23 protein-coding genes are annotated in these 25,182 nt (G+C 69.5%); 1 reads left to right on the plus strand and 22 read right to left on the minus strand.

The genetic code is table 11. From position 1 onward, the window contains the following. Positions 1-48: 48 nt before the first annotated feature. Together erpA and BKA02_RS13705 are read right to left on the minus strand one after the other, a co-directional pair. Positions 49-411, minus strand: coding sequence for an iron-sulfur cluster insertion protein ErpA (gene erpA, locus BKA02_RS13700; protein WP_179434878.1), 363 nt, complete (start codon positions 409-411; stop codon positions 49-51). Between the two features lie 113 nt (positions 412-524). Next, a complete protein-coding gene (locus BKA02_RS13705) occupies positions 525-1,934 on the minus strand; it encodes a dipeptidase (RefSeq protein ID WP_179434880.1) in 1,410 nt (469 codons plus the stop codon). A 49-nt stretch (positions 1,935-1,983) separates the two neighbouring features. Between BKA02_RS13705 and BKA02_RS13710 the strand changes: the two genes are divergently transcribed. Next, positions 1,984-2,550, plus strand: a complete 567-nt coding sequence (locus BKA02_RS13710) for a DUF3043 domain-containing protein (RefSeq protein ID WP_343045427.1) — start codon at positions 1,984-1,986, stop codon at positions 2,548-2,550. Here BKA02_RS13710 and BKA02_RS13715 read toward each other — a convergent pair whose 3' ends face one another. The 20 genes from BKA02_RS13715 to BKA02_RS13810 form a co-directional block, all read right to left on the minus strand. After that, positions 2,551-3,576 carry a quinone-dependent dihydroorotate dehydrogenase gene (locus BKA02_RS13715; RefSeq protein ID WP_179434884.1) on the minus strand — a complete coding sequence of 342 codons (1,026 nt, stop codon included), beginning with the start codon at positions 3,574-3,576 and terminating at the stop codon, positions 2,551-2,553. Between the two features lie 10 nt (positions 3,577-3,586). Continuing rightward, complete coding sequence (gene nrdR, locus BKA02_RS13720; protein ID WP_179434886.1) at positions 3,587-4,063, minus strand: transcriptional regulator NrdR; 477 nt, start codon at positions 4,061-4,063, stop codon at positions 3,587-3,589. An 11-nt stretch (positions 4,064-4,074) separates the two neighbouring features. Further along, complete coding sequence (gene hisD, locus BKA02_RS13725; RefSeq protein ID WP_179434888.1) at positions 4,075-5,385, minus strand: histidinol dehydrogenase; 1,311 nt, start codon at positions 5,383-5,385, stop codon at positions 4,075-4,077. An 8-nt stretch (positions 5,386-5,393) separates the two neighbouring features. Next, positions 5,394-6,725 (minus strand): hypothetical protein, encoded by a 1,332-nt coding sequence (locus BKA02_RS13730; RefSeq protein ID WP_179434890.1) that lies wholly within the window; start codon positions 6,723-6,725, stop codon positions 5,394-5,396. Between the two features lie 130 nt (positions 6,726-6,855). Then, complete coding sequence (gene dnaE / locus BKA02_RS13735; RefSeq protein ID WP_179434892.1) at positions 6,856-10,371, minus strand: DNA polymerase III subunit alpha; 3,516 nt, start codon at positions 10,369-10,371, stop codon at positions 6,856-6,858. Between the two features lie 15 nt (positions 10,372-10,386). Beyond that, positions 10,387-11,307 carry a polysaccharide deacetylase family protein gene (locus BKA02_RS13740; RefSeq protein WP_179434894.1) on the minus strand — a complete coding sequence of 307 codons (921 nt, stop codon included), beginning with the start codon at positions 11,305-11,307 and terminating at the stop codon, positions 10,387-10,389. A gap of 111 nt (positions 11,308-11,418) precedes the next feature. Beyond that, positions 11,419-12,339 (minus strand): RluA family pseudouridine synthase, encoded by a 921-nt coding sequence (locus BKA02_RS13745; RefSeq protein ID WP_179434896.1) that lies wholly within the window; start codon positions 12,337-12,339, stop codon positions 11,419-11,421. 2 nt (positions 12,340-12,341) lie between these two features. Beyond that, a complete protein-coding gene (gene lspA, locus BKA02_RS13750) occupies positions 12,342-12,821 on the minus strand; it encodes a signal peptidase II (RefSeq protein WP_343045443.1) in 480 nt (159 codons plus the stop codon). A gap of 69 nt (positions 12,822-12,890) precedes the next feature. Then, positions 12,891-13,478: a DivIVA domain-containing protein gene (locus BKA02_RS13755; RefSeq protein WP_179434900.1), complete on the minus strand. Its 588-nt coding sequence runs from the start codon at positions 13,476-13,478 to the stop codon at positions 12,891-12,893. 118 nt (positions 13,479-13,596) lie between these two features. Continuing rightward, on the minus strand, positions 13,597-13,893 hold the full coding sequence (locus BKA02_RS13760) for a YggT family protein (RefSeq protein WP_179434902.1): 297 nt from the start codon (positions 13,891-13,893) through the stop codon (positions 13,597-13,599). 3 nt (positions 13,894-13,896) lie between these two features. After that, positions 13,897-14,364 carry a cell division protein SepF gene (locus BKA02_RS13765; RefSeq protein ID WP_179434904.1) on the minus strand — a complete coding sequence of 156 codons (468 nt, stop codon included), beginning with the start codon at positions 14,362-14,364 and terminating at the stop codon, positions 13,897-13,899. A 39-nt stretch (positions 14,365-14,403) separates the two neighbouring features. Beyond that, entirely contained in the window at positions 14,404-15,087 is a 684-nt protein-coding gene (locus tag BKA02_RS13770; RefSeq protein ID WP_179434906.1) for a YggS family pyridoxal phosphate-dependent enzyme, read from the minus strand. A 10-nt stretch (positions 15,088-15,097) separates the two neighbouring features. Continuing rightward, positions 15,098-16,258, minus strand: a complete 1,161-nt coding sequence (ftsZ, locus tag BKA02_RS13775) for a cell division protein FtsZ (protein ID WP_179434908.1) — start codon at positions 16,256-16,258, stop codon at positions 15,098-15,100. A gap of 183 nt (positions 16,259-16,441) precedes the next feature. Continuing rightward, positions 16,442-17,218 (minus strand): cell division protein FtsQ/DivIB, encoded by a 777-nt coding sequence (locus BKA02_RS13780; protein WP_343045428.1) that lies wholly within the window; start codon positions 17,216-17,218, stop codon positions 16,442-16,444. Between the two features lie 141 nt (positions 17,219-17,359). Continuing rightward, a complete protein-coding gene (gene murC, locus BKA02_RS13785; RefSeq protein WP_179434912.1) occupies positions 17,360-18,760 on the minus strand; it encodes a UDP-N-acetylmuramate--L-alanine ligase in 1,401 nt (466 codons plus the stop codon). A gap of 52 nt (positions 18,761-18,812) precedes the next feature. Next, a complete protein-coding gene (locus tag BKA02_RS13790; RefSeq protein ID WP_179434914.1) occupies positions 18,813-19,889 on the minus strand; it encodes a glycosyltransferase in 1,077 nt (358 codons plus the stop codon). Continuing rightward, a complete protein-coding gene (gene ftsW, locus BKA02_RS13795) occupies positions 19,886-21,121 on the minus strand; it encodes a putative lipid II flippase FtsW (RefSeq protein ID WP_179434916.1) in 1,236 nt (411 codons plus the stop codon). The genes BKA02_RS13790 and ftsW overlap by 4 nt, the downstream gene beginning before the upstream one ends. After that, positions 21,087-22,640 carry a UDP-N-acetylmuramoyl-L-alanine--D-glutamate ligase gene (gene murD / locus BKA02_RS13800; RefSeq protein WP_179434918.1) on the minus strand — a complete coding sequence of 518 codons (1,554 nt, stop codon included), beginning with the start codon at positions 22,638-22,640 and terminating at the stop codon, positions 21,087-21,089. The genes ftsW and murD overlap by 35 nt, the downstream gene beginning before the upstream one ends. After that, entirely contained in the window at positions 22,637-23,746 is a 1,110-nt protein-coding gene (mraY, locus tag BKA02_RS13805; RefSeq protein ID WP_179434920.1) for a phospho-N-acetylmuramoyl-pentapeptide-transferase, read from the minus strand. Before mraY ends, murD begins: the two co-directional genes overlap by 4 nt. Further along, positions 23,743-25,152 (minus strand): UDP-N-acetylmuramoyl-tripeptide--D-alanyl-D-alanine ligase, encoded by a 1,410-nt coding sequence (locus BKA02_RS13810; protein ID WP_179434922.1) that lies wholly within the window; start codon positions 25,150-25,152, stop codon positions 23,743-23,745. Before BKA02_RS13810 ends, mraY begins: the two co-directional genes overlap by 4 nt. Positions 25,153-25,182: the final 30 nt, after the last annotated feature.

Here is a 25,182-nt window from a genome sequence, read left to right on the forward strand (position 1 = left end):
ATGCAGGTTCGACGTGGTCACGATCGGGTCTCGAGCACCCTCCGCGAGTCAGTGGAAGCTGTCGCCGCAGGCGCACGAACCGCCGGCGTTGGGGTTGTCGATCGTGAAGCCCTGCTCGGAGATCGTGTCCTTGAAGTCGATGGCGGCGCCGTCGAGATACGGCACGCTCATGTTGTCGACGATGACCTCGACCCCGTCGAAGTCGACCGTCTCGTCGCCGTCGAGGTAGCGCTCGTCGAAGTAGAGCTGGTAGATCAGTCCGGAGCAGCCGCCCGGCTGCACCGCCACGCGCAGGCGCAGGTCGTCGCGCCCCTCCTGCTCCAGCAGGCTCTTGACTTTGGCGGCAGCGGCGTCGGTCAGGCTGACGCCGTGGGCACGGGTGGTCTCGGGGGTGAGGGTGATGTCGCTCATGTCGCTCCTTGAGGTGACCGTCGGCGGAAACCGTTCTCCGTGCGATTCTACCGCCGTCTGGCCGGAACAGGCCGGGCGCCGGGCTCCTCGCGCAGAACTCTCCGCACACTGGCTCAGAGCGTGCGGGCGTTCATCCTCGCCAGCAGCAGCGCCTCCGTCGCGACCGCATTGCGGAACGTGTCGAGGTGCAGCGACTCGTTGGGGCTGTGTGCGCGCGTGTGCGGATCCTCGACGCCGGTCACGAGGATCTGCGCCGCGGGGAAGGTCTCCACGAGGTCTGCGATGAACGGGATCGACCCGCCGACGCCGAGATCCACGGGGGCCTTGCCGTATCCGTCGGTCATGGCGGCGCGCGCGAGCTCGACCGCCCACCCGCTGGTGTCGACGAGGAAGGGGGATCCGAGGTCTTCATCCGAGAACGTCACCTCGGCGCCGAAGGGCGCGTTCGTGCGCAGGTGCCGCTGCAGGGCGTCGTACGCCTCCTGCGGATCCTGCCCCGGGGCGATGCGGCAGCTCAGCACGACGCTGGTCTGCGGAGCGAGGGTGTTCGAGGCGCGCTCGACCGAGGTCGCGTCGATACCGGTCACCGTGACGGTGGGCTTGTTCCAGATGCGGCTGAGGATGCTGCCGTCGCCGATCGGCGAGACGCCGGGCAGCAGGCCCGCCTCGTCGCGGAGCGTCTCCTCGCCGTACTCGGGCGTCTCCGCATCGCGCACGAGCAGGCCGTCGACGGCGACGGCGCCGTTCTCGTCCCAGAGCGTGTCGAGCAGGCGGATCGTCGCCATCATCGAATCGGGCACCGCTCCCCCGAACATCCCGGAATGCGAAGCGTGGTCGAGGGTGCGTACGGTGAGGGTGAAGCGCACGGCGCCGCGCAGCGAGACGGTGAGGCCCGGCGTCTCGGAATCCCAGTTGCCGGAGTCGGCGACGACGATGGCGTCGGCGCGCAGCGCGTCGCGGTTGTCGCTGAGGAACTGCCCAAACGAGCGCGAGCCGTACTCCTCCTCGCCCTCGATGAACAGGGCGACGCCCAGATCGAAGTCGTCCCCGATGGCCTCCGACACGGCGCGCAGGGCGGCGATGTGCGCCATGACGCCGGCCTTGTCGTCGGCCGCCCCGCGCCCGTACAGCCGCCCGTCGCGCACGGTCGGCTCGAAGGGCGGCGTCTCCCAGAGCGCGTCGTCGCCGGGGGGCTGCACGTCATGGTGCGCGTAGAGCAGAATCGTGGGCCGGCCGTTCTTCGCGGCGCGCGTGGCGAGCACGGCGGGCTGGCCCACCTCATCCGTGCCGGGAATCGCGGCGCGCACGACGCGCACGCTGTCGAACACGCCGGTGCCCGCGGCGAGGGCGGCCACCGCCTCGGCGCTGCGCACCAGCTCGTCCTGATCGAATGCAGGCCAGGCGATTCCGGGGATGCGCACGAGATCGCCAAGATCTCCCAGGGCCGCGGGGATGCCGTTGCGCACGGCGTCGACCACCGCGGCGTCGACCGGATCGGGCAGGGATGAGGGGGAAGAAGCCATGCGAGTAATCTTAAGGCGAACCCCGAATCGCGATACGTCAGGAGCCTTCGTGCCCGAAACCCCCGCTTCCCCCTCGACCGACGACGAGAACGCCTCGACGGCCGCCGGCAAGGGACGCCCGACGCCGACGCGCGCCGAGCAGGAGGCGGCGCGCCGTCGTCCGCTCGTCGTCGACTCCAAGGAGGCGCGTGCGCGCGCCAAGGCGGAGCTGCAGGAGCGGCGGGACAAGGCCAGGGTCGGGATGGCCAACGGCGACGAGAAGTACCTTCCGCCGCGTGACAAGGGGCCGCAGCGGCGGTGGGTGCGCGACTACGTCGACGCCGGCTGGCACCTCAGCGAATGGGTCATGGTGCTCATGCTCGCCGTGATCCTCGCCTCGCTCGTGCCGAACACGGCGGTCGCGTACTGGGCGTTCATCGTACTGTGGGGATACATCGTGCTCGTGATCGCCGACATGGCGCTGCTGAGCTGGCGCGTGAAGAAGAAGGCGGCCGAGAAGTTCGGCATCGAGCGGCGCGAGAAGGGGCTCGGCTGGTACGCCGCGATGCGCTCCATGCAGATGCGCTTCATGCGTCTGCCCAAGCCCCAGGTGCGCCGCGGCGAGTACCCGGCCTGATCAGTCCGCGCGACGCAGGGAGCGCGTGATCTGCCGCGCCCACAGCGGGCCGCGGTACAGGAAGCCCGTGTACCCCTGCACGAGAGTCGCGCCGGCCTCGAGCCGCACCCGCGCATCGGCGCCGGTCTCGATCCCGCCCACCGAGATCACGCAGAACTCCGCGGGAACGCAGGCGCGTACGATCCGCAGCACCGCGAGCGATCGCTCGCGCAGCGGAACGCCGGACAGTCCACCCTCCCCTGCCGCGGCGACGACCGCGGGATCCGTCTGCAGTCCGTCGCGCGAGATCGTGGTGTTCGTCGCGATGAGCCCGTCGAGGCCCTCGGCGACGGCGAGGCGTGCGATGGCCTCGACCTCGTCGTCGGGCAGGTCCGGGGCGATCTTCACGAGCAGAGGGGTCGTCCCCGCCGCGGTCTTGACCGCGCGCAGCAGCGGGGCGAGGGTCTCCACCGTCTGGAGCCCGCGCAGGCCCGGTGTGTTCGGAGACGACACGTTGATCGCGAGATAGTCGGCGAGCGGCGCGAGCAGTTCGGCCGAAGCGACATAGTCGGCGACGGCGTCCTCCACGGCGACGACCCGGCTCTTGCCGATGTTCACGCCGATCACGGCGGAGGGCCGGCGGCGGCGCAGACGCTCCAGTCGCGGCTTGGCCGCTGCGGCACCGTCGTTGTTGAACCCCATCCTGTTGATCACGGCACGGTCCGGAATGAGCCGGAACAGCCGAGGACGCGGGTTTCCGGGCTGCGCGAGAGCCGTCACCGTTCCGATCTCGACGTGGCCGAAACCGAGGGCCGAGAGCCCTCGAACGCCGACCGCGTTCTTGTCGAAGCCCGCCGCGACCCCGAAGGGCGTGGGGAAGACGAGTCCGAGCGCCTCGACCCGATGCGCGTCATCCGGACGGGTCAGCGCACGTGCGATCCAGGAGAACGGAGGGACGCCGAGGATGCGGATGACCAGCATGGCCGCGTGGTGGGCGAACTCGGGGTCGAATCGCGACAAGACGAGTCGGAACAGGAGCGCATACATCCGTGCCAGGCTACCGGTCTGCGGATGCCGGCGAAGACGTGCCGTGCTCGGCGCGGAGCTCGGCGATCGCGGCGTCGAAGTCCTCCAGCGACTCGAACGCCTGGTACACGCTCGCGAACCGCAGGTACGCCACCTCATCGAGATCGCGCAGCGGGCCGAGGATGGCCAGACCGATGTCGTTGGCGTCCAGCTGGGAGACGCCGGTCTGACGCACCGTCTCCTCCACGCGCTGTGCGAGCACGGCGAGGTCGGAATCGGTGACCGGACGACCCTGGCAGGCCTTGCGAACTCCGGCGATGACCTTCTCACGGCTGAAGGGCTCCATCACCCCCGACCGCTTGATCACGTTCAGGCTCGCGGTCTCGGTGGTCGTGAAGCGGCCACCGCACTCCGGGCACTGCCGACGCCGGCGGATCGAGAGCCCGTCGTCGCTGGTGCGCGAGTCGACCACGCGTGAATCGGGATGACGGCAGAACGGGCAATGCATAGTGAGTAAGACTACGCGGGCGTCGCGAAACGGGCCTGCACGGCATCGCCGTGCGCGGGCAGCAGTTCCGCCTCGGCCAGGGCGACGATCCCGTCTCGCACCGTCGCCAGCGCATCGTGATCATAGGAGATCACCTGCTGCGGGCGCAGGAATGTGTAAGCGCCGAGCCCCGGCGCGTACCGTGCCTGGCCTCCGGTCGGCAGCACGTGGTTGCTTCCGGCCATGTAGTCGCCCAGGCTCACCGGCGTCTGGTCGCCGACGAAGACGGCCCCCGCGCTCGTGAATCGCGACGCCGCATTCCTGGCGTCTTCGAGGTGCAGTTCGAGGTGCTCGGGGGCGTACGCGTTGCTGAACGCGACCGCGGTGTCGCGGTCGTCCACGAGCACGATCGCGGACTGCGGCCCGGCCAGCGCCGCGCCGACCCTGGCCGTGTGCGCCGTGCGCTCGGCGGCGTCCGCCACCGCGACGGCGACGCGGTCGGCGAGCCCCGGGGAGTCGGTGACGAGCACGGCCGAGGCCTGCTCGTCGTGCTCGGCCTGGCTGACGAGGTCGGCGGCGATGAGACGCGGATCCGCGTGGGCGTCGGCGACGACGAGGATTTCCGTCGCGCCCGCCTCGGAATCCGTGCCGACCACGCCCGCGACCACGCGCTTCGCCGAGGCCACGTAGTTGTTGCCGGGACCCGAGATGACATCCACGGGATCGAGCCCGATCGCGTCGACGCCGTACGCGAACGCCCCGATCGCCCCCGCGCCGCCGATCGCGTACACCTCGTCGATGCCGAGCAGCGCGGCAGCCGCGAGGATGGTCGGGTGCACGCGGCCGCCCGCGCTCTGCTGCGGCGGCGAGGCCAGCGCGATGCGCGTGACGCCGGCGACCTGCGCGGGCACGACGTTCATCACGACGCTCGACGCGAGCGGAGCCTTGCCCCCAGGGATGTAGACGCCGACGCGGCCGACCGGCTGCCAACGCTGCTCGATGCGCGCTCCCGGCCCGATCTCGGTGATCCTCGGCTCGGGAACCTGCGCGCCCGAGGCCCGGCGCACGCGCTCGATCGCCACTTCCAGCGCGGCGCGGACCTCGGGATCGACGGCGGCGAGGGCCTCATCGAGGTGCGCCGCCGGCACGCGGATGTCGTGCCCCGTCACCGCGTCGAAGCGCTCCGCCTGGTCGCGAAGCGCCTCCTCGCCGCGGTCGCGCACCGCGGCGACGATCTCCGTCGCCGCGGCCAGCGCTTCGGCACGGGCCGCGGCCGCGCGCGGAACGGCGGCCAGCATCTCGGCAGGCGTGAGCGAGCGCTCCCTCAGGTCGATGATCTGCATCTGCGTGCTCAGCCTCGTGTCATGTTCGTCGTATCGTGCAGGTATCCGATCCGGCCGTCGTCGTGGCGGACGACATAGGCGCCGTCGCGATCCTCCAGCACGAGGGTCCACGCATCCGGACCGATCTCGTAGATCACCTCGCCCTTCTCGTCGTGCACCGGGCGGATCTCGGGCGCGAGCGCCCAGAACGGCTGTCCGGCGTCGGCGGGGCGGGCTTCCTGCACCGCATTCTCGTCGACGGCGATGTCGCCGAAGACCTCGGTGAGCGCGTCCGGGTGCGCCTCGGCGACACCGGACACCGCGGGCACCGGTTCAGGCGCCTCGAACCCGTCGACGTCCTCGGGCTCATCGACGTCTTCGGACTCGTCGACATGCTCTTCCGATGCCGCCTCGTCCTGCGGTTCGATGCGGTCGTCGTCCTCGCCGTCGGCGACCTCGGTACCGGTGATCTCTCTGCCGGTGATCTCCGTGCTGTCGCTCTGGGCGACGATCGGCTCGCCCGCGGCTTCTGCCGGGGCGATCGACGAGCCGCGCGCGTAGGCGGGTATGTACGAGTCGTCGAGACCGTCGATCTCGAGAACGCCGGATTCGCCGCCGGCGGCGTGCTCGAACGAGAACCGCTGCGGGATGCCGGCATCGGCGACGTCATCGACCGCATCCGCATCGACGGCAGACACCGCATCCGCCGCGGGGCGCGGGCGGGCGACGACCGGACGCACGGGGTCGGCGTAGCGATGCGCCAGCGACTCCTGACGTCCGTGGAAGTCCTCACGGATCACGGGCACGAGCGGGGCGAACACCGTGAGCACCACGAGGGCGAGCGAGAGCAGCAGCTCGACGCATGTCACCCAGGCGCCGAGGAACGACACGCCCATCACGGTGATGACGTGGATCTGCTGCCACAGCAGCACCGCCCAGCTCGCAGCCGCGACCGAGAAGGCGACGGAGGCGAACTGGTCGATGCCGAGAGAGCCGACCCGACGGATGCCGTCGGGCGAGAGCCGACGCAGCACGAGCAGGAAGACCGCGACGGTGCTGATGCCGATCGTGAGCAGCCACTGTCCGTCCAGGGCCCAGATCGACAGGCCGTCGCCCAGCGCCGAGCGGCCGACGGGGAAGAAGGAGAGCACGAAGGCCACGAGCCATACACCGCCGATGATCAGCTCACGCAGGGTGAATCCGGCGTAGCCCTCCTGCGGCACGACGTCGAAGAGGCCGTCGTCTGCGGCGAGGGCCTCGTCCGTCACAGGATCCGCGATCACCTCGCCGCTCACATCGATTCCGGCGGGATCGGCGCCTGCGCGCCCGTCCGCAGGCGCAGCGCTGTCGTGGCTGGTCATGAACATCCTTTCGTCGTCGTGCGCGACGTGGCGCCTCCAACGCGACCCGATCCTACCCGGGCCGCTCGACGTGACGCTGAACCGCCGTCGCCAGCGGTCACGGACGGCACCGGAATCCCGCTCGATGCGCTCAGCCGAGGCACTGCGGGCCGAGAAGCGACTTCAGGTCGCCGAACAGATCCGCCGTCACGGCGACCGGCATCGGCACCTCGAAGACCTTCGCCCGGTCGCCCCGGTGCATGCGCAGCGTGACCTCGGTGTCGCCGGAGTGACGGCGCAGCACCTCGGCGAGGTCTTCGATCACGCGTTCCGTCGCACGCTGCTCGGCGACGACGAGCGAGAGCGGGCCGTTGGCGTCGAACGAGCCGACATCCGGGATGAACGCCGACTGCGCATGCAGGTTCAGCCCGTCGTCTCGGCGAGACACCCGGCCGCGCACGGCGAGGATGGCATCCTGCTGCAGGAGACTCTGGAACTCCAGGTAGGTCTTGCCCATGAACATGATGGTGACCTCGCCGTGGAAGTCCTCGACCGTGATCATGCCGTAGGGGTTGCCGCTGGCCTTCGCCACTCGGTGCTGCACGCTCGTGACGAGCCCGGCGACCGTCACCTGATCGCCGTCCTGCAGATCCTCCGACTCGAGGAGGTTGTTGATGGCGATCGACGCGTGCTTGGCGAGCGGCACCTCGAGGCCCGCCAGCGGATGATCCGAGACGTACAGCCCCAGCATCTCGCGCTCGAAGGCGAGCTTGTCCTTCTTGGTCCATTCCGGCCGATCCGGCACCTGGGGCGGCGGCACCTCATCGGCCTCGTACAGGCTGTCGAAGTCGAACCCGATGGCTCCGGTGGCCTCGTTGCGCTTGATGCCGACCGCCGCCTCGACGGCATCTTCGTGGATCTCCACGAGGGCGCGACGGGTGTGCCCCATCGAGTCGAACGCGCCCGCCTTGATGAGCGATTCCACGGTGCGCTTGTTGGCGACGTGCAGCGGCACGCGGCTCAAGAACTCGTGGAAGGAGCCGAAGGCCTCGCCCTCGCGTGCCGCGACGATGCCGTCGACGACGTTGGTGCCGACGTTGCGGACGGCACCCAGGCCGAAGCGGATGTCCTCCCCGACGGCCGCGAAGAAGTTGATCGACTCGCCGACATCGGGCGGCAGCACCTTGATCCCCATCCGGCGGCACTCGTTGAGATACAGCGCCATCTTGTCCTTGGAGTCGCCAACGCTGGTCAGCAGCGCGGCCATGTACTCCGCGGGGTAATGCGCCTTGAGGTAGGCCGTCCAGTACGACACGACGCCGTAGGCGGCGGAATGGGCTTTGTTGAAGGCGTAGTCCGAGAAGGGCAGCAAGATGTCCCAGAGCGCCTTGACGGCGCCCTCGCCGAATCCGCGCTCCTTCATGCCGCCGGAGAAGCCCTCGTACTGCTTGTCGAGCTCGGACTTCTTCTTCTTGCCCATCGCGCGGCGCAGGATATCGGCCTGTCCGAGGCTGAACCCGGCCACCTTCTGCGCGATCGCCATCACCTGCTCCTGGTAGATGATCAGGCCGTACGACTCTTCGAGGATGTCTTTGAGCGGCTCCTCCAGTTCAGGATGGATCGGCGTGATCGGCTGCAGGCCGTTCTTGCGCAGCGCGTAGTTCGTGTGCGAGTTGGCGCCCATCGGGCCAGGTCGGTACAGGGCGATGAGCGCCGAGATGTCGCCGAAGTTGTCGGGCTTCATCAAGCGCATGAGCGAGCGCATCGGTCCGCCGTCGAGCTGGAACACCCCGAGCGACTCTCCGCGCGAGAGCAGGTCGTACGAGGGCCGGTCATCGAGGGCGAGATGCTCCAGATCGAGTTCTTCACCCCGGTTCATGCGGATGTTGTCGAGCGCATCCGAGATGATCGTGAGGTTGCGCAGTCCCAGGAAGTCCATCTTGATCAGCCCGAGCGTCTCGCACGACGGGTAGTCGAACTGCGTGACGATCTGGCCGTCCTGCTCGCGACGCATGATCGGGATGATGTCGAGCAGCGGCTCGGACGACATGATCACCCCCGCGGCGTGCACGCCCCACTGGCGTTTGAGGCCCTCCAGCCCCAGGGCGCGATCGAAGACCGTCTTCGCCTCGGGATCGGTCTCGATGAGAGTGCGGAACTCGCTGGCCTCCTTGTAGCGCGGGTGCGCCGAGTCGAACATGCCGTCCAGCGGCATGTCCTTGCCCATGACGGGCGGCGGCATGGCCTTGGTCAGCCGCTCCCCCATGCTGAACGGGAAGCCGAGTACGCGCCCGGCGTCCTTCAGCGCCTGCTTGGACTTGATCGTGCCGTAGGTGACGATCTGCGCGACGCGCTCCGAGCCGTACTTCTCGGTGACGTACTCGATCACCTCGCCGCGGCGCCGGTCGTCGAAGTCGACGTCGAAGTCGGGCATCGAGACGCGATCCGGGTTGAGGAACCGCTCGAAGATGAGCCCGTGCTCGATCGGATCGAGGTCGGTGATCTTCATCGCGTAAGCGACCATCGAGCCGGCGCCCGAGCCGCGGCCAGGACCGACGCGGATGCCGTTGTCCTTGGCCCAGTTGATGAAGTCGGCGACGACGAGGAAGTACCCCGGGAACCCCATCTGCAGGATGATCCCGGTCTCGTACTCGGCCCGCTTGCGCACCGCATCCGGGATCCCGTTCGGATAGCGATAGTGGAGCCCGAGCTCGACCTCCTTGACGAGCCAGCTGTCCTCGGTCTCGCCGTCGGGCACGGGGAAGCGCGGCATGTAGTTCGCGGCGGTGTCGAACTCGACCTCGCATCGCTCGGCGATCAACAGGGTGTTGTCGCACGCCTCGGGATGATCGCGGAAGAGCTGGCGCATCTCCTGCGCCGTCTTGATGTAGTAGCCGTCGCCGTCGAACTTGAACCGGTTGGGATCGTCCATCGTCGATCCGGACTGCACGCACAGCAGCGCCGCGTGCGCATCGGCCTCGTGCTGGTGCGTGTAGTGCGAGTCGTTCGTGGCGACGAGCGGGATGTCGAGATCTTTCGCCAGCCGGAGCAGATCGCTCACCACCCGGCGCTCGATGGACAGGCCGTGATCCATGATCTCGGCGAAGTAGTTCTCCTTGCCGAAGATGTCCTGGAACTCCGCCGCCGCGGCTCGTGCCGCGTCGTACTGCCCGAGCCGCAGGCGCGTCTGCACCTCGCCGGAGGGGCATCCGGTCGTGGCGATGAGCCCCTTGCCGTACGTCTGCAGCAGCTCGCGGTCCATGCGCGGCTTGAAGTAGTAGCCCTCCATGCTCGACAGCGAGCTGAGGCGGAAAAGGTTGTGCATCCCCGCGGTGCTCTGGCTCCACATCGTCATGTGGGTGTAGGCACCGGACCCGGAGACGTCGTCGCTCTTCTGATCGGGCGACCCCCAGGCGACGCGGGACTTGTCGCTGCGGTGCGTCCCCGGTGTCACGTATGCCTCGAGGCCGATGATGGGCTTCACGCCCGCCGCCTTCGCCGCGTTGTAGAACTCGAACGCCGCGAAGGTGTTGCCGTGGTCGGTGACGGCGATGGCGGGCATCTCGTAGTCGGCCGCGGCTTGGGTCATCGCGGCGATCTTGGCGGCGCCGTCGAGCATCGAGTACTCGCTGTGCACGTGCAGGTGGACGAAGGAGTCTGACGCCATGCCCCGAGTCTACGTTCACGCCTCCGACACGGGCTCGACGACGTGCATGAAATGGAAGCCGTGCACGCGCAGCGAAGCCACAGCCGGGAGCGCCCCCTCGGCGGTGCTGCCCTGGGGCTGGTTCATGTGCGCGAGGATGATGCCGCGGTCGGCCACCCGACCGAATTCGCTGCGCACGACATCGGCCGAGTACGTGGCTCCGCCGTCGCCGTTCACCGAGAAGCCGACAGGAGTCTCGCCGAGGTCGTGCACGATCTGCACGGCGACGTCGTCGTAGTGCGCGGTGCCTGCGCGGAACAGCGTCGGCGGGGTTCCCACGAGCTCGGTGAGCACGACGTGGTTGCCCCAGACCTCGGCCACGGCCTCGGCCACGGATGCCGTACCGGGAATGCCGTAGGCGCTCGCGCCGATGACCGAGAGCGGAACGTGGCGGGTGCCGTGGTTTCCGAGCAGGAACAGCGGATCGGCGGCCAGCTCCGCGGCGAGGGCGGCATTGGCCTCGATCCACCGCGCGTTGAGGAACAGCGTCGCCGGGGTGCGCGTGGCCCGCAACCCGTCGATCAGCTTGTGGTCGATGTCGGATCCGCCGCGTCCGCCGCACGCATCGAAGGTGAGCGCGATGCGCGGTCCGAGCGATGCATCCGTCGAGGCCGCCAGCTGTGTCGTGATCCCCGGAAGATCCATGCCCCACGCCGTCGGGACGGCGCCGATGAAGCGCTCTGCGACCGCGTCCGGGTCGGGCACGTAGTGCGGCGGCGGGGGTAGCGGCGCGGCGTGCGCCGTCGGATGCGGTGTGTGATGCAGAGCTTCGGAGGGCCCCGGTGTCGACGATTGCGGCCCGCGCGGCGCGGCCGCGCATCCCGTGATCCCGACGGCGAGCAGGCCGAGCAGAGCCGTGCGTCTGTCGATGCCCCTCATCGTCGCGATGCCCCTCATCGTCGCCTCCCCGTCTGACCCTATCTCCCTGCGGGGCGCACGGACGCCTCGCCCCCAGCCCCTCGTTCGCGAATGGGCGACCGGAACGAGATCGAGGGCGCGTACGGACGCTCAGTCCGCGCGGAGGAGCTCCAGTGCCCGGGCGAAATCCTCCGGGTAGGGCGACTCGAACGAGACCCGCTCGCCGGTCGCCGGATGCGCGAACGCCAAGCGGTGCGCATGCAGCCACTGCCGGGTCAGCCCCAGACGGGCGGCCATCGTCGGGTCGGCGCCGTAGAGCGGGTCGCCCACGCACGGATGGCGGTGCGCCGCCATGTGCACCCGGATCTGGTGCGTGCGCCCCGTCTCGAGGTGGATCTCCAGCAGCGAGGCCCCGGGGAACGCCTCGAGCGTCTCGTAGTGCGTCACCGACGGTTTGCCGTCGGGGGTGACCGCGAACTTCCAGGAATGGCTCGGATGCCTCCCGATCGGCGCGTCGATCGTGCCGGCGAGCGGGTCGGGATGGCCCTGCACGACGGCGTGATAGATCTTGTCGACCGTGCGATCCTTGAACGCGCGCTTGAGAACCGTGTACGCGTGCTCGGTCTTCGCGACCACCATGAGTCCGCTCGTGCCGACATCGAGCCGATGCACGACGCCCTGCCGCTCGGGAGCTCCGCTCGTCGCGATGCGAAAGCCTGCTGCGGCGAGGGCGCCGACCACGGTCGGCCCATCCCAGCCCACCGAGGGGTGGGCGGCCACACCGGTGGGCTTGTCGACCACGACGATGTCGGCGTCATCGTGCACGATGCCCAGCGCGGGCACGGCGATCGGCTCGATCCGCGGAGCCTGCCGCGGTTCCCAGCTCACCTCGAGCCATCCGCCGCCACGGAGACGATCGGACTTGCCGACCGTCGCGCCGTCGACGACGACACCGCCGGCGGCCGCCACGTCGGCGGCGAAGGTTCGCGAGAATCCGAGCATCTTCGCCAGGGCCGCGTCGACACGGGTGCCGTCGAGCCCGTCGGGCACGGGAAGAGAGCGGTGCTCCACCGTCACTCGCCGTCGTGTTCCTGCGGCACCGCACGCTCACGTGTACCGTCCAGTCCGATGCCGAGCACGACGAGCAGGGCGACCGAGATCATCCCGGTGACGATGAAGATGTCGGCCACGTTGAAGATCGCGGGCATCATCCACGGCATCGAGATCATGTCGACGACGTGTCCGACAGCGAAGCCGGGCTCACGGAAGAGCCGGTCGCTCAGGTTGCCCAGCACACCGCCGAGCAGACAGCCGAGCACGACCGCCCAGAGCCGGGCGCGAACCGCGAACGTCTTCCACACGATCACGGCGGCCACCACGGCCAGGGCGATCGTGAACAGCCATGTGACCCCGGATCCCAGCGAGAACGCGGCACCGGAGTTTCGCACGTAGTACAGCTGCAGGAACTCGCCCCAGACGGGAACGACCTTCTCCCGCGGCAGGTTCTCGATCGTGAGGTGCTTCACGAACTGATCGGCGGCCAGCACGACCACGGCGAGAATCGCCACGATCGCGCCGGCCGCCGACCCGTGAAGAGGACGACGTCCCGGCAACGGGGAGTCCTATCGTCCGAACGAAGACACCGGGTTGTCCGATGCGTCCGACGGCCCCGCCTGCGAATCGAGGTCGCGGAGCTGACCCTCGATGTAGGTGCGCAGCTGCGCACGGTACGAGCGCTCGAAGTCGTGCAACTCGGTGATCCGGCTCTCGAGCACATTGCGCTCGCGCTCGAGGCGGCTCGTCTGCTCGCGCTGCTTGACCTCGGCGTCGGACAGGATCTTCGCCGCCTGCGACTTCGCATCGGCGATGAGTTGGTCGCGCTGCGTCTTGCCCTCGGCGATGTGCTCGTCGTGCAGGCGCTGGGCGAGCTCGATGATTCCCGCGGTCGCGGTCGATCCCAGTCCTTCGGAGCCGGCGACAGGAGTCGCCGCCGGTGCGGCGGCAGCAGGAGCGGGTGTCGCCGCAGGGGCGCGCTCGCCGGACTCGTAGGCGGCCAGCTTGGCCTTCAGCTCGGCGTTCTCGTCGAGGGCCTTGCGCCACTCGATGACGATCTCGTCCAGGAAGTCGTCGACCTCGTCGGGGTCGAAGCCGTCCTTGAAACGGACGTGCTGGAATTGCTTGGTGACGACGTCATCCGGCGTCAATGCCATGGGTGGCTCCTCTTTCCTCGGCGGCCAGGTGGACGTTGAGCATGTGCCGCGGCCCGCACTTCATGACGAGCATAGTCTCCCCGTCGGAGTCGTGCGATGGCGTGCGTTCAGGTGGCAGTCAGATGAAGGATCGCGTGATCGACATCAGGATGAGCACGACGAGCATCGTCAGCGCGAACCCGAGATCGAGCGCAACCGGTCCGAGCCTCAGCGGAGGGATGAGGCGTCGGAACAGCTTGATCGGCGGATCGGTGACGGTGTACACGATCTCCGCCGCTGCCAGCCCCACTCCCCGTGGTCGCCATCCCCTGTTGAACAGGGGGATGTATTCGAGCACAAGACGCACGAAGAGCAGGAGGAAGTACAGCAGGAGCAGGAGATTGAGGATCGCTGCGATCAGCGAGACCGGTGACACCTGTCAGGAGTGGGCGAGAACGGCCTCGGGGTCTCCCCCGGCGATTCCGCCTTCACCCGACACCGCGACGCTCTCCGGCGACAGCAGGAACACCTTGCTCGTCACCCGCTCGATGCGACCGTACAGCCCCAGCGACAGTCCGCTGGCGAAGTCGATCAGGCGCCGGGCGTCGGCGTCGCTCATCTGCGACAGGTTGATGATGACCGGGATCCCCTCGCGGAAGTTCTCGGCGATCAGCTGCGCGTCACGGTACTGCTTGGGGTGCACGGTGAGGATCTCGTTGACGGCGCCGACCGTGGGCTGACGCACGGCGGTGGGCCGGCGCAGCGGGGTCACCGGCGCGGCCGGCTTGGCCTCGTCGCGATGCTGCTCGCGCTCACGACGCACGGGGGCGACGGCCTCCTCCTCGTAGACCTCTTCCTCATCGGCGAGGCCGAGGTAGACCATGGTCTTCTTCAGCGGGTTCCCCATCTTGTCCTCCGAGCTTTGGGGGTTGATTCTTGTCCGAGGCTAACCCTGTGCAGGGCGCGGACCCGTGATTGCCGAACCGATGCGAAGGTGTGTCGCGCCGGCGGCGATCGCCTCGGCGAAGTCGCCGGTCATGCCCGCCGAGATCCACCGCGCCTCCGGCGCGACGGTCCGCAGCCGTTCGGCAAGCCCGTGCAGCCGGGCGAAGGACTCTGCGGGATCGGCATTCAACGGCGCGACCGCCATGATCCCCCGCAGGGCGAGCGTCTCGCATTCGAGCACATGCTCGGCGAGGTGCTCGAGGCCGTCGGGCGCCACGCCGCCGCGGCCGGGATCGTCGGTGAGGTTCACCTGGAGCAGCACGTCGAGCACATCGTCGTCCACGGCCACGCGGTCGAGGGCGTCGGCGATGCGTTCGCGATCGATCGAGTGCACCGCGGTCGCGGCACGGCGGATCGCCGCGGCCTTCTTCGTCTGGGCCTGACCGATGAAGTGCCAGCGCATCTCGGCGAGCTCGGTCAGCTCCTGCGTCTTGGCCGACAGCTCCTGCTGCCGGTTCTCCCCCACGTCCCGCACTCCCAGCGCATGCAGGTCGCGCACGAGGGATGCCGGATGGAACTTGGTCACCACGATGCGGGTGATCGCATCCGCTGAGCGCCCGGCGTGCTGCGCAGCCGCCGCGATCCTCTCGTCGATCGCGGCCAGCCGCGCAGCCAGGTCCGCCATCCCGCGAGACCTACTTCAGGAACTCGGGGATGTCGATGTCGTCGTCGCTGAACGCCGGCTCGAATCCCGTGGAGACGACGGGAGCGGGCACGGGAGATGCGGGAGCGGCGGCGTCCTCGGACGACGCGCGCGCGTCATCGCCGTCGGCGTCGTCATCGCGGCTCGCCACGACATCAGCCGCGGACGGACGCGAGACCACCATCGGGTCGAGCCGCAGCGAGGGCTCGCCGCCGTCGAAGCCCGCGGCGATGACCGTGACGCGCACCTCGTCGCCGAGGGTGTCGTCGATGACGGTTCCGAAGATGATGTTCGCCTCCGGGTGGGCGGCCTCCTTGACGAGGTCGGCGGCATCGTGGATCTCGAAGATGCCGAGGTTGGATCCGCCCTGGATCGAGAGCAGCACGCCGTGCGCGCCCTCGATGGACGCCTCCAGCAGCGGCGACTCGACGGCGAGTTCGGCGGCCTTGATCGCCCGATCCGCTCCGCGCGCGGAGCCGATGCCCATGAGCGCGGACCCCGCCCCCTGCATGACCGACTTCACGTCGGCGAAGTCGAGGTTGATGAGACCCGGCGTGGTGATGAGGTCGGTGATGCCCTGCACGCCGGCGAGGAGCACCTGATCGGCCGTGGCGAATGCCTCGATCATCGAGATGCCGCGGTCACTGATCTCCAGCAGCCGGTCGTTCGGCACGACGATGAGGGTGTCGACCTCTTCCTTCAGTTTGGACACGCCCGCCTCGGCCTGGCTCTGCCTGCGTCGCCCCTCGAAGGAGAACGGCTTGGTGACGACACCGATCGTCAGTGCGCCGATGGATTTGGCGATGCGTGCGACCACCGGCGCGCCGCCGGTGCCCGTGCCGCCTCCCTCGCCCGCGGTGACGAAGACCATGTCGGCGCCGGTGAGCGCCTGCTCGATCTCTTCGGCGTGATCCTCGGCGGCACGACGGCCGACCTCGGGATCGGCGCCCGCCCCGAGACCGCGGGTGAGTTCGCGGCCCACGTCGAGCTTCACATCGGCATCGCTCATGAGCAGTGCCTGCGCATCGGTGTTCACGGCGATGAACTCGACTCCGCGCAGCCCGAGATCGATCATGCGGTTGACGGCGTTGACGCCACCACCGCCGACGCCGACGACCTTGATCACGGCGAGGTAGTTCTGGTTCTGGCTCATCCCGGCCTCCGATTGTCGAGCCTTGAATCGGGAACCTTAAACCTCAATGAGAAGGTTAAAGTATTTCCCGGTATTGCTTTCCTTCGAGTCGAAGGTAAGCCGCGCAGGGTTCTCCGGACGCCAGGACACGCGCGTGTCGGCGTTAAGAATCCCGGAGACGGCGATGGTCGGCCGCCCCACCCGCTAACCGACGGAGACGGCGTCGGGCGCCGACACGTCGTACACGCTCTGGCCGGGGACGGCGGCCATGAGCTTCTCCAACCGCAGCGCCTTGTCGCCCGAGCGCTCCGCACTGCCCCAGACGACCGACGTGCCCGAGGTCAGCACGAGCGTCACGTCGTCGATCGACGATGCTCGCACCACGTCCACCTGGGCCCGCAGCGCTTCGGAGAGCGAGCGCATGACGGTGCCCGCCGCCGTGAAGGCATCCGACGAGGTGCCGCCCCTGACCTCGATGAGCGCGTACCCCGCGGGACGTTCTTCGGTCGTCGACAGGACGACGCCGGCCCCGTCGACCACGGCGAAACCCGCATTGCTCTCGAGAACGCCGACGGGAGTGCGCTCGACGATGCGCACCGTGAGCTCGTGCGGAGGCTTGGCCTCCAGCCCGTAGGTCTCGATGAGCGGGAACTGCACGAGCGCGGCCTTGACCTCGCTCGAGGAGACGAGCGCAAGGGGCACGCCCTTCTGCGCCTCCAGCGCGGCTTCGACCGCGGCCGGATCGAGGAACTTCGTGCCGACGACCGTGATCTTCTCCACGGCGAACAGCGGGCTGTAGGCCGCCGCCGCGCTTCCTGCCACGACGAGCAGCGCGACGCCGATGCCCGCCGCCCAGGCGATGCGGCGACGGCGCGAGCGCTGGGTGAACCGGCGGATCTCCGCGCGCAGGGTGCGGCGGCGGGCCTTGGCTGCGCGCCACACATCGCGTCCGCTCAGCGGGCGATCGGTCTCGGCCGTCACGGCGCTCTCGGGCGCATCGTGCGTCTCGGCCGCGGGTGTCTCTTCTGCCAGAGGCAGGACGGGCCTGCGGGGCTCCGGCGCCTCCGCCGGCGCGGCCGGACGCTCGGGTGACCTCGGAAACGGAGAGGGCCGGCGCAAGGATCAGACCCCGGAGGTGCGTCGCAGGGCGTCGAGCACCTGCGGAATGATCTGGTACACGTCGCCGCAGCCGAGGGTCACCACGACGTCGCCGTCGCGAACGACCGACGCCGTGTAGTCGGCGGCCTGCTGCCAGTCGGCCACGAAGTGCACGCGCCCCTGGTCGGCGAATGCGCCGCTCACGAGCTCGCCGGTGACGCCGGGCACCGGATCCTCCCTGGCCCCGTAGACGTCGAGCATGACGGTGTGATCGGCGAGGCTCTCCAGCACGTCGGCGAACTCGCGATACATGTGCTGGGTGCGCGAGTAGGTGTGCGGCTGCTGGATGGCGATCACCCGCCCCTCCCCCGCGATCGTGCGCATCGCCTCGAGTGCGGCACGCACCTCCGTGGGGTGGTGCGAGTAATCGTCGTACACGCGCACGCCGCGCTCGGCGCCGTGCAGCTCGAGGCGACGCACCGTGCCCGCGAAGAGCTCCATCGCCCGCGCGGCGTCGGTGAGCGGATACCCCAGCACTCGCAGCACGGCCACGGCACCGGCGGCGTTGATCACGTTGTGCACACCGGGCACGGACAGCCGCATCCGCACGCTCTCCGCGCCGTGCGTGAGAGTGGCTGCGACGGCCCCCTCCGTCGTGACGTCGGAGATGCGCACATCCGCGGCGTCGGCGAATCCGAAGGTGAGCACCTGCGGATGGGTGACGCCGGCCCGCACGCGCTGCGCGCCCGGATCGTCGCTGGAGATCACGACCGCCTCGTCCGCCTCGTTCGCGAACCGGATGAATGCGTCGTGGAACGCCTCCTCCGAGCCGAAGAAGTCCAGGTGGTCCGGGTCGACGTTGGTGATGACCGCGATCGACGTGTCGTACAGCAGGAAGGTCCCGTCGGACTCGTCCGCCTCGATCACGAAGAGGTCGTCGGCGCCCGAACCGCTCGACAGCCCCAGCTGCTCGATCACTCCGCCGTTGACGAAGCTGGGGTCGGCGCCCAGCGCCTGCAGCGCCGTGACGATCATGCCCGTCGAGCTCGTCTTGCCGTGCGCCCCCGCCACGGAGACGAGGCGGTGACCGCGGATGAGCCAGTGCAGCGCCTGCGAGCGATGGATGACATGCAGCCCGCGCTCCTTCGCCGTGACGAACTCGGGGTTCTCCGGCCAGATCGCGCCGGTGTGCACGACGGTGTCGGCATCGCCGAGGTGAGCGGCGTCGTGACCGACGTGCACGGTGGCGCCGAGCGCGGCGAGCGCGCGCAGATTGTCGCTGTCGGCGCGGTCGCTGCCCGACACGCGGATGCCCGCATCGAGGAACATGCGCGCGAGGCCACTCATCCCCGATCCGCCGACGCCGATGAAGTGAGCGGAGCGGATCTCGTCGGGGATCGGCAGGGAGAGGTCGGGTCTGATCATGGCCTCATCATCCTAAATCGCAACACCGGCGGAGCCGGCCGCGCATCGCCGTTCAGGATCGACCGAGCGCGCGGTCGACGAGCGCGATGAGATCCTCGGTCCCGGTGCGCGAACCCACGTTCTCGGCAGCCCTGGTCATGGCCGCACGGCGCTCTTCGTCACCGAGCAGCGGGATGACCTCGGAGCGCACGCGGTCCGGGGTGAACGCGGCGTCGTCGATGATGACGGCGGCGCCGGCGCGCACGGCCGAGTCGGCGTTGAGCCGCTGCTCTCCATTGCCCACGGCGTACGGCACGTAGACGGCAGGGATGCCCAGTGCACTGATCTCGCTGACCGTGGCGGACCCGGCGCGCGAGACGATGAGGTCCGCGAGTGCGAAGGCCAGGTCCATCCGGTCGATGTAGCGGCGCAGCGCGTAGCCCTCCGCGGCGGGATCCTCCTGCGTGGAGCGCTCCCCCGTGACATGCAGCAGCTGCCAGCCGGCCTCCCGCACGTCCTGCCACGATCCGGCGAACGCCTCGTTGAGCCGCTGGGCGCCGAGAGACCCGCCGAAGACGAGCAGCACGGGGCGCTTCGGATCCAGGCCGAACTCCGCCGCAGCCTCTTCGCGCAGTGCCGCGCGGTCGAGGTCGACGATCTCGCGCCGCAGCGGCATGCCCACGACCTCGCCTCCGCGCAGCGGCGTGCCGGCGAACGCGACGCCGACGCCCGCGGCGCGCCGTGCGCCCAGCACATTGGCCAGGCCAGGGCGTGCGTTGGCCTCGTGCACGACGAAGGGCACGCCCTCGCGTCGCGCCGCGACGTACGCCGGAGCGGATGCGTACCCGCCGAACCCAACGACGACGTCCACAGCGTGCTCGCGGATGTATCCGCGCACCTGAGCGATCGCGCGCCGGAATCGCGCGGGGAAGGCGAGGGCCGCGCCGTCCGGGCGCCGCGGGAAGGGAACCTTGTCGACGATCAGCAGCTCGTATCCTCGCTCGGGCACGAGACGGGACTCCAGCCCCTCGCGCGTGCCGAGCACGAGCACCCGCGCCGATTCCTCACGGGCGAGGATGCCGTCGGCCACGGCGAGCAGCGGATTGACATGGCCGGCGGTCCCGCCGCCGGCCAGCAGATAGGTGGTCACCGAGCGACCCTACCCCGCATGGTCGCTGGAGTCTGCACTCCCGGGGCCGGAAGGGTGCGCGCGAAGGCGAGCAGCACGCCGCACGCCAGCAGCACCGAGACGAGCGAGGTGCCGCCCTGCGACATGAACGGCAGGGGCACGCCCAGCACGGGGAAGACCCGCAGCACCACGCCGACGTTGATGAGGGCCTGTCCGATGATCCACACCACGATGGCGCCGGAGACGATCCGCACGAAGGGGTCGTTCGTCTTGCGGATCACGTGGAAGGCGCCGACGGCGAGCAGCGCGAACAGGGCGAGCACGACCGCGCAGCCGATGAGGCCGAGCTCTTCGCCGACGATCGCGAAGATGTAGTCGTTGGACGCGGCGGGCAGCCAGCCGTACTTCTCGCGCGAGTTGCCCAGACCAAGGCCGAAGACTCCCCCCGATGCCATGCCCCACACCGCGTGCAGCTGCTGCCAGCATCCGCCCGCCGCGTAGTAGCAGTCGACGTTGTCGCGGTCGAACAGGCTCGCGACCTGACTCATCCGTCGTTCGCTGGTGAGCACGAGTACGCCCACCGCGATCACCGAGAGGATCAACGGCAGGATGAAGATCCGCAGCCGCACGCCCGAGAAGAACAGGGCGCCGAGCACCACCAGGAACAGGATCATGGCCGTGCCGAGGTCGTGGCCCGCCATGACGGTGGCGATCACGAGCGCGGTGACCGGCACGAGCGGGATGAACACGTGCTTCCACAGCCGCAGCAGCTTCTCCTTGCGCGACAGGATGATGCCCGCCCACAGGGCCAGCGACAGCTTGAGGAACTCGGAGGGCTGGATGTTCTGCCCCGCGATGAGGATCCAGTTGCGGTTTCCGTCGTTCTCGACCCCGAGGGGGGTGAACACGAGCAGCTGGAAGACCGTGGTGACGATGAGCGCGGGCCAGGCGATCTTCTTCCAGAACCCCAGCGGGAACCGGCTGATGATGAACATCGCCGGCACCCCCACCAGCGCGAACATGCCCTGGCGGAGCACCGTGTCGTAGGGGCCTTCGCCATTCGCCGCGGCGGTCGCGCTGGTCGCCGAGAGGACCATGACCAGGCCGAACACCGTCAGCAGCAGCGCGGTGGAGGCGATGAGGAGGAACTCCGATGGGACCGGAGCGAAGATCTTGCCGAGCCGGACGCGCGCCGCGAGTCCCCGGGCGTCGTCGCGGTCAGCGCTCGTCCCGGGGCGGGCCACCTGCGTCATGCGCGCTCCCCCGGCTCATCCACTCCCGCACCGCTTCGGCGAAGCGGCGGCCACGATCCTCGTACGAGGAGAACTGGTCGAAGGATGCGGCGGCGGGTGCCAGCAGCACGGTGTCGCCGTCTTCCGCGATCCCCGCCGCGATCTCCACGACGCGGGTCATGACATCTTCAGTGTCGCCGGGGACGACCTCCACGACGGTCACCGCGGGCGCGTGTCGCCGGAACGCCGCGACGACGGGCTCCCGATCCACGCCGATCACGACCGCGGCGTGCGCCGTCGCTCCGGCGCCGCCGACGAGCTCCGACACGTCGACGCCCTTCAGATCTCCGCCGACGATCCACACCGCGCCCGGGAAGGCGCGCAGCGACGACTCCGCCGCGTGGGGGTTGGTGGCCTTCGAGTCGTCGATCCAGGTCACCCCCGCGGCCTGCGCAACGACCTCGATCCGGTGCGGGTCGAGGCGGAACCCCTCCAACGCACGGCGGATCGCCTCGGGCTCGACGCCGAGCGAGCGCGCGATCGCGGCGGCCGCCAGCACGTTCTGCACCATGTGCGGCGCCGACAGCCCCCGGCCGGCCAGGGCCTCGATCGTGGTGATCTCGAGCGCCGAGGTGCGGCGCTCCTCGAGGAAGGCGCGATCGACGACGAAGCCGTCGACGACCCCGAGATCGCTGGGTCCTGGCACCCCCAGGTCGAATCCGATCGCGCGGGCGCCCTCGGTCACGTCGGCGTCCTCGACCATGCGGCGAGTGGCGACGTCGGCCTTGTTGTACACGCAGGCGGTGGTCGTGTTGCGGTAGACCACGGCCTTCGCGGCGCGATAGGCCTCGGCGCTGCCGTGCCACACGAGGTGATCGTCGGCGAGATTGAGGCAGACCGACGCGTGCGGCACGGGCTGCCCGGCCGGGGCGCTGAGCCCGAGATACCACAGCTGATGGCTGGAGAGCTCGACGACGAGCGCGTCGAACCCGCCCGGATCGCGCACGGCGTCGAGCACGGGCACGCCGATGTTGCCGCACGGGGCGGCGCGAAGCCCGCCTTCGACGAGCATGGTCGCGGTCATCCGCGTGGTCGTCGTCTTGCCGTTGGTCCCCGTGATGAGCGCCCAGTCGGCGGGGGTGCCGTCAGCTCGCAGCACCTTGTCGCGCACGCGCCAGGCGAACTCCACATCGCCCCAGAGCGCCACCCCGCGCTCCTGGGTCCACCGGATGAGCGGGTGCGAGGGCGCGAACCCCGGTGAGGCGATGACGAGCTGGGGATCGAAGGCGACCAGCTCATCCGGCACCTCGGCGAGAGGGCCGAGGTGCAGTCGCGCCCCGATCACCGGGATCAGGCGTTCGTGGTCCGCGCTCGCCGCCTCGGACACCACGAGCACGTCGGCGCCGAGCTCGGCGAGCGTGTCGGCGACGGAGAAGCCCGTGGCCGACAGCCCCAGCACGGCGACGCGCAGACCCGACCAGTCCGCATGCCAGCTGGTCAGCGCGTCGAGGTCGATCGAAGAGGAACCGCCGGCCGTCATGACCGGGTGAGCCATTCGACGTAGAACAAGCCCACGGCCGAGACGGCGAGGAGTCCGGAGATGATCCACATCCGCACGACGATCGTCGCCTCGGGCCATCCCCGCATCTCGAGGTGATGGTGGAACGGGCTCTGCAGGAAGAGCCGCTTGCCGCGGGTGAGCTTGAAGTAGGTGAGCTGCACGATGACCGATCCGGGGGCGATGACGAAGACGCCGGCGAGCAGCGGCAGCAGCAGCTCCGCCCGGGTGAGGATCGCCATCGCCGCGATCACCCCGCCGATCGCCATCGATCCGACATCTCCCATGAACACCTTCGCCTTGGGCGCGTTCCACCACAGGAAGCCGATGAGGGCGCCGACGAACGAGGCCGACACGACGGCCAGATCGAAGGGATTGGCCACGTCGTAGCAGCCGTCCTGCACCGAGGACTCCAGCGCCGCGGCCACGCACGACTGCTTGAACTGCCAGAACGAGATGAGGCTGTACGCGCCGATCACGAAGACGCCCGCACCCGCCGCGAGCCCGTCGAGGCCGTCGGTGAGGTTGACGGCGTTCGACGAGGCGACGCCGATGAGCGAGAGCCAGGCGAGGTACAGCAACCAGCCCACGATCGGGCCGAGGGCGAACAGCCACAGCGCCGGGATGTCGCGGAACAGCGAGATGAACTCGCTCGCAGGCGCCTTGCCGTAGCCGTTCGTCGTCGTGAGCGCCACGATCCCGAAGGGGAGCACGACGAGCAGCTGGCCGACGATCTTCCGCCAGCCCGACAGGCCGCCGCTGCGCTGGCTGCGCACCTTCATGTAGTCGTCGATGAATCCGACCGCGCCGAATCCGACCATGAGCCACAGCACGAGAAGGCCGGAGGCGGTCGGATAGCTGCCGCCGGTGAACGTGCCGATCCCGTATCCGACGAGCGAGCCCGCGATGAAGATCGTCCCGCCCATGCTGGGCGTGCCGCGCTTGGTCTCGTGGCTCGGGTTCTCGATCGCCTCGGGAGTGCGGATCACCTGCCCCCAGCCCCACTTCCGGAACAGGCGCAGGAACACCGGCGTCAGGAAGAGGGTGAAGGCCAGCGATATCGCGGCAGCCGTTAGCAGGGACCTCACGAGAACGATTCTCCCAGACGATCGCCGAGGAACCGCAGCCCCGCAGAGTTGGAGGACTTCACGAGCACCCGATCACCGGGGCGGAGCTCGTCCCGCAGGTACTCGAAGGCTGCGCCGGCGTCGGGCAGATGCACGGCCTCGCCATCCCACGACCCCTCGCCCACGGCCGCCAGGAACAGCCGGCGGGCATCGTCGCCCACGACCACGATGCGCTGGATGTTCAGTCGCACGGCGAGCAGGCCGATCCGGTCGTGCTCGTCGCCGGCCGACTCGCCCAGCTCGCTCATCGCGCCGAGCACCGCCACCGTGCGCTCGTCGGGCCCGGTGATCTGCGCGAGTGTGCGCAGAGCGGCGGCCATCGAGTCGGGGCTGGCGTTGTACGCGTCGTTGATGATGCGCACCTTCTCACCGCCCATCGGCTGCATCCGCCAGCGCTCGGCGATCTCGACGGTCTCCAGCCGCGCGGCCGCATCGGCCGGGCCGACCCCCAGCGCCCGCGTCGCCGCGATCGCCGCGAGGGCGTTGCCGACGTGGTGCGCACCGAGCACCTGGAGTCGGACCGGGATGCGCTCGGCTCCGATCTCGACGACGAACGAGGTGCCCGCCGCGTCGACGTCGACACCGGTCGCGCGCACCTCCGCGTCGCCCTGGCCGAAGCCGACGATCTGCAGGCCGCGCTCCCGTGCCGGCTCCGCCATGGCCGCCACCCGAGGGTCGTCGAGGTTGAGCACGGCGGTGCCGCCGGGCTTCGCCGCGGCGATCAGCTCGGCCTTGGCCTTGGCGGTCTCCTCGATGCCGCCGAACCCGCCGGCGTGGGCCAGGCCCACCATGAGCTCGACGACGACGTCAGGTTCGACGAGCCCGGCCAGGCGGGCGATCTCGCCCGGGGCGCTCGCGCCGAACTCGCAGACAAGGTATTCGGTGTCGTCGGTGACGCGCAGCATCGTGAGCGGCGCGCCGACCTCGTTGTTGTACGAGGCGATCGGCGCGACCGTGGGTCCTTCATCGGAGAGGATGCGCGCGAGGAAGTTCTTGGTCGTCGTCTTGCCGTTCGATCCCGTCACGCCCACGACCCGCAGGCGCCCCTGCGCGCGCACGCGCGCGACGACGGCGCGGGCGAAGACGGCCAGCGCCTCGATGACATCGGCGACGACGATCTGCGCGATGGGCTCGTCGACGAGGTGCTCCACGATCGCGAGTTCGGCTCCGCTCTCGCGCGCGGCGCCGACGAAGCGATGCCCGTCGGTGACCTCTCCGGGCTTGGCGACGAAGATGTCGCCGGCGCGCAGGGACCTCGAGTCGGTGTCGACCGTGCCCGAGACGATCGTGTCGGCAGAGGCCATCTCCGTGGTGTGGAGTTTGCCGCCGATCAGGGAGGCGATCTCACCGAGAGACAGGGCGATCATGTCGAGGGAGTCCTCCGGGCGCGCACAGCG

The sequence above is a fragment of the Microbacterium pseudoresistens genome (assembly GCF_013409745.1).
In the GTDB taxonomy this organism is placed as follows: Bacteria; Actinomycetota; Actinomycetes; order Actinomycetales; family Microbacteriaceae; genus Microbacterium; species Microbacterium pseudoresistens.